This is a genomic window from Roseisalinus antarcticus, from assembly GCF_900172355.1.
In the GTDB taxonomy this organism is placed as follows: domain Bacteria; phylum Pseudomonadota; class Alphaproteobacteria; order Rhodobacterales; family Rhodobacteraceae; genus Oceanicola; species Oceanicola antarcticus_A.
Window position 1 is genome coordinate 1 of the sequence record NZ_FWFZ01000076.1, and the last position, 5,416, is coordinate 5,416.

The following is a 5,416-nucleotide window of genomic DNA, read 5'->3' on the forward strand; positions in this document are numbered from 1 at the left end:
ACGGAAAACCATGCTCGCCCGGCGCTTGCGCCACGAAACTGAGAACGCGTAACATCAACCAGCGGTGAGCCAGAGCCTCCAGTCTGGAAAGCGCTCAAGCGTCCCAAATTATCTGACGACGGACACCCGCGCCGCCGTAGAGCGCGTCGTCATCCGCGCCGCCGTCGAGCAGGTCATCGTCGTTGCCGCCGTCAAGATGATCGTTGCCGTTGCCGCCTGCTAGCGTGTCGTTTTCAGAACTTCCCTCCAGCCTGTCGTTGCCGTCCTCGCCATCGAGCGTGTCGCTACCGGACATGCCTTCGAGGGTGTCATTTCCTGTCCCGCCACGGATGCTGTCGTTTCCGGGTGAGCCTGGAACTTTATCATCCAGTTCAGACCCAACTTCGACAATGCCAATCGATGAGCCCTTGGTTCGAATGATTGTATCTGCACCATCCTTTTCAAACTCCACTTTGGAAGCGTCGATTTCGCCCTTGATCGTGATCGTTGTATCGAATTTCCCATCATCGTCTGTATCCAGGTCGATGATCGCGGAGCCTTTTGTGATGCGGGCCTGATCTCTACCAATGCCGATATTCTGAATGCGGATAAGATCCTCGTCCGTAAAATCCAAAAGGGTTGCGCCATCGAGGTCTCCGGGCTGGCCAAAGAGCGTATCGGAGCCCGACCCGAAGCGCACTTCGTCCAGTCCACCGCCCGGATTCAGGCTGTCATCACCCTGACCCAGTCTCCAGTGTTCCGTCTCGCCGCCACCAGAAACATTGTCATCCCTCAGCAGGTCGCCGAGACGATCTTTGACTGCGAAGAGTGCCTTGAATGGAAGTAGAGGGTCTGAGACGGATACATTGGCAACCATTCTAATTGACGAGGGGCCGTTCTCGGCGATCTGATCGATAAGTTCGACACCATCATCAATAACCTGCTCCCACTTTTCGGCTGTCCACTCTTTGGCGGCTTCCCAATGGCGAGCGGTCCAGGATGAAATGCTGTCCCAAATCTCGACGCCCCACTCCTTGACTTGCTCAGCTACCAGACCCGTCAGGAATATCACGTTTTCGACGGCTTGGACGCCTGCCTCCCATGCTGCAACAACTGCTTCATTGACGGCTTCAACGGCATCGACACCGAGATCCCACAAGAAGAACATTGCCTCCAGAAATTGTCCCGTTTCCTGGCGAAATTCTTCTGCATCGGCACGGGTCGAGAGGGCTGCGCCGATCTTGCCACCAACCTTCAGAATTGTGCTTGCCGCAGCAACAGGACTTGCGGATGTGAAATACCTTGCAAGACCTGCAAGTGATGATGCCAGCGTTACGGTTGATACGACAAAAGCTGCGTATTCCTTGTCCACTCCGTCCTGGCGTATGAGATGAGTGAAATCAGGAGAATCGAGTTCGTCTGCTGTCAGAAGGTCTCGCAACAATGGCTGCTCTCCGATCCGCAGCGACGGTGTCGATTCATCTTCTTCCGTCAAGGGATTGTCCTTGACCTGAAATTTGGACTCATACAGATCGTCCCGCGACCATTGATCCGAATGCGCAGCAGCAAGGTGCTGCCAGGGCAGGTAGAACTTGGACGAGTCAACCGTGTCGAGGTCGTAGATCCACACGCGTCCGGGCAAGAACTGTTCGCCAGCCAAACTGACGATATCTCCTGCCGACACCCTGTGCTCGACCTCCCCCAGTTTCGATTCATCCAGCCAGCTGAGCGCCTCGTTCGAGATGCCTGCCGAATTGAACGTCAGGACAGAACTGATGCTGACCCCGGCCTGGCTGGTTTTCGCTGCGACAAGTTGAGCCTGCGCACCGCCCTGGGAATGACCGGCAAGATGCAGACCTTCCGGCGCTTTCGCCTCGACCCATGCTTTCAGACCTGAGGAGTCATCGTTCCAGACACTGAGAAACTCGGTCTGGGCAACGCCGGTCGGGTCCGCGTTGGCAATCCAATCGGCAAGGCTGGCGGTCCCACGCAAGACGAGGATCGGCTGCAGATCGTCGCCTTCAAACCCCATGGCGGCAAAGGCCCCGACTGACCAGAGTTTCGCAAGACTATACCCCGTCGGAGCGTTGTCGGTTGGAAACCGAAGCTCCATGCCCACATCGATCTGCATCAGATCCTGCCCGCGCGGAGATATGCGATCGTAATCGACACCGCGGCCGTAAACGACCTGGCGCGAAAGCCATTCGAGCAGGCCGCTGGATGGTGGATCACCCAACGGCGGCGCGTCAATCGTGATCGTAAATGGCTCGGTATAGGTATTGCCTTGGCTGTCCGTGACCCTGATGTCGACGGCTTGGGTGGCTCCCGCTATCAGTCCGCCAGCGTCGATGGCATTGTCAGACACTTTCAGTCTATCACCGTCGATCCAGAAATTGTCATTTGGATTTGCAAGTGCGTAGGTAAACGTGTCGCCGACGTCTGGGTCCGTAGCCGAAAGAACACCTACTATCTGACCACGGTCAAATGCCGTCGTGATGGTTTGATTGCTGAGGTCGATATCTGTCGGTGCCTGGTTTAGTGGCTCCGGTCTTTCCCACAAGGGGTTGGTGACGCGGAAGAGGTCCATTGCACCGTTTGTGTCCCCGTCCACGAGATTGGAAGCCTGTGACTGGAATAAAACATATTTTCCGTCGGCAGAAATTTGAGCGTTGGCTGCTTCGTCATTTGCCTGCTCCCCGCTGTGGGAGACGTTCACCCGCGCTGTCGTGCCAGTTTGCAATTGGTGGACGAAGACATCCGCCTTGCTGTTCGTATCCCCTTCCACGAGGTTGGTGGCGGTTGATGTAAAGAGCACATAGCGACCGTCTGCGGAGAGAGACCCATCAGAAGCATAATTGTTTGCGTGCTCCCCGCTGCTGGAGACGGTCACTTGCTCGGTCGTGCCGGTTTGCAAGTCACGGATGAAAATGTCGCCGACTGAATACGTGTCTTCTTCCACAAGGTTCGAAGCTCCTGAGAAAAAGATCACAAAACGGCCGTCTGTAGAGAGTGTCGCGTCGTCGGTGTAGTAGTTTGCCTGTTCGCCGGTGCTGGAGACATTCACCTGCTCCGTGGTTCCGGCGTTCAAATCACGGACGAATATATCGTGGGTAACGTTCGTGTGGCCGTCCACAAGGTTGGATGCCGGTGAGCTAAAGAGCACATGGCGACCCTCTGCAGATATTTGTCCGCTATAAGAGCTGCGGTTTGCCTGTTCGCCGTTGCTGGAGACGGTCACGCGCTCTGTCGTGCCAGCTTGCAAGTCGCGGACGAAAAAGTCTTCGGTGCCATTCGTGTCCCCGTCCACGAGATTCGAAGCTGACGAGTGAAAAAGAACAATACGACCGTCTGCGGATAGTGACCCATCGGAAGAGTAGTAATTTGCCTGCTCGCCGCTGCTGGATACATTGATCCGCTCGGTCGTTCCCGCGTTCAAATCACGGACGAAGATGTCCGATGTAAGGTTTGTGTCGCCCTCCACGAGGTTGGACGCGCCCGAGCCAAAAACCACATAGCGTCCGTCCGCGGACAATTCCGCTTGACTAGAGTAGTCGTTTGCCTGCTCGCCGGTGCTGGAAACGTTTACCCGCTCCGTCGTGCGAGCTTGCAGGTCACGGACGAAGAAGTCCGCCCAGCCGTTCGTATCGTCGTCCACGAGGTTCGAAGCCACGGATTTGAATAGCACATATCGACCGTCAGCGGAGATTTGGACGTAGGATGCCCCGTCGTTTGCCTGCTCCCCGCTGCTGGAGACGTTTACCCGCTCCGTTGTTCCAGCCTGCAAATCACGGACGAAAAGCTCCACCCAGCCGCCTGTGTCCCCGCCTGCGAGATTCGAAGCTAGCGAGTAAAAGAGGACAAAACGACCGTCAGCGGAAACTCTGCCATCATAGGAGGATAGGTTTCCCTGCTCCCCCGCGCTCGAGACAGAGACCCGTTCAATCGAGAATTCAGTGGTCATCACGCAAGCTCCATCTCATACGTCGTCACTCTTGACGCACAAAAAGCCCGCCTTGAAGAAGCGGTAGAATTCTTGAGCGGCTTGTTCAATGTTTACCAAGCCTTGGCGCGTGATTTTTCCGATCTGGCCGCGGCGCAACGGAGGTGACGCGTGACGCATCCCACGATCGACATGGCTGCCACTTCGGGTTTTGCCGCCTGGCTTCACGCCCAGGGCGCAAGCCTCGCCTTCACGTCTTACCGGGCTGGAAAGCTCATCACCCTTGGCTGCGGGCCGGACGGAACGCTGACCGCCTCCGACTGCACCCTCGCACGCTGCATGGGCCTTGGGCTCGGCAGTGGCCGGCTCTGGACCGCCTCGGCGCATCAACTCTGGCGGTTCGACAACATTCTTGCGCCCGGCCAGACCCACGACGGCCATGACGCCGTGTTTCTGCCCAGCATGACCATTCTGACGGGCGCCGTGGACATTCACGACATTGCCGAGACCTCTGACGGAACGCCAGTCTTTGCCGTGCCTCGGTTCAACTGCCTCGCCACCCCGGCCGAGGCGCACAGCTTCGATATCCGCTGGATGCCGCCCTTCATCACCGAGGTCGCCGCCGAGGATCGCTGCCACCTCAACGGGCTTGCCATGCAGGACGGCACACCGCGCTTTGTCACTTGTCTTGCCGCGACAAACGAAAGCGGTGCCTGGCGGGACCACAAGGCCGACGGCGGGGTGGTCATCGACGTCGCGTCGGGCCAGACCGTGGCGTCAGGCCTCGGCATGCCACATTCCCCGCGCCTGCACGATGGCCAGTTTTGGCTGAACCAAAGTGGCACCGGTGAGTTCGGCCGTCTCGACCTTGGCTCTGGTGCTTTCGAGACGGTGGCGCGCCTGCCAGGCTTGCCGCGTGGACTCGCGTTTGTCGGCAAATGGGCCGTGCTGGGCGTCTCGCGGCCGCGTCATGACAGTGGTTTCGACGGTTTGCCTCTGGAAGATCGGCTTTCTCGACAGGGAATTGAGCCGATCTGCGCGATCACGGCCGTCAATCTCGAAACAGGCGAGATCGACTACACGGTCGAGATCGGGCCCGACACGGAGGAGATATACGATGTCTGTGTCTTGAGAGGGATTCGGAATCCCAAGCTTGTCGATCCGACCAGTGATGAGGCGCGGTTCTTTATCCGACCGAGTATGCCCTCAACATCTTCTGACCGCATGTTAGGGTGGACGCATGATTGTCCTGACCACTATGGACGGCAGGACCGCCATAGATGATCCGCGATCGAGCAGGTTACCTCTTGCGGGTGACCGCAATTGTGTATCGGCATGGCTGCGAGCGGTGCTAGACTCAGGACCCATTAAACGGGTTGAGGCTGCGCGGTCTGCGTGATTCATCGTCCCCGAACCAAAGGGGGCATGATGAGCGATCTGTATTGGCTGAGCGAGGCTCAGATGGCGCGGCTGAGGCCCTATTTTCCGAAGAGCCAT

General features: G+C 57.7%; 2 protein-coding genes. One reads left to right on the forward strand and one right to left on the reverse strand.

The window, feature by feature from the left end:
- Positions 1-94: 94 nt before the first annotated feature.
- Positions 95-3,940, reverse strand: coding sequence for a lipase family protein (locus tag ROA7023_RS24210; protein ID WP_143535723.1), 3,846 nt, complete (start codon positions 3,938-3,940; stop codon positions 95-97).
- Between the two features lie 150 nt (positions 3,941-4,090).
- On the opposite strand from ROA7023_RS24210, the gene ROA7023_RS22845 reads away from it, so the two are divergent.
- Complete coding sequence (locus ROA7023_RS22845; RefSeq protein WP_085881264.1) at positions 4,091-5,203, forward strand: TIGR03032 family protein; 1,113 nt, start codon at positions 4,091-4,093, stop codon at positions 5,201-5,203.
- Positions 5,204-5,416: the final 213 nt, after the last annotated feature.

Bases quoted from the DNA above. Each gene is read 5' to 3' on its own strand.
- ROA7023_RS24210 (WP_143535723.1), bottom strand. From the start codon at position 3,940: ATGACCACTGAATTCTCGATTGAACGGGTCTCTGTCTCGAGCGCGGGG.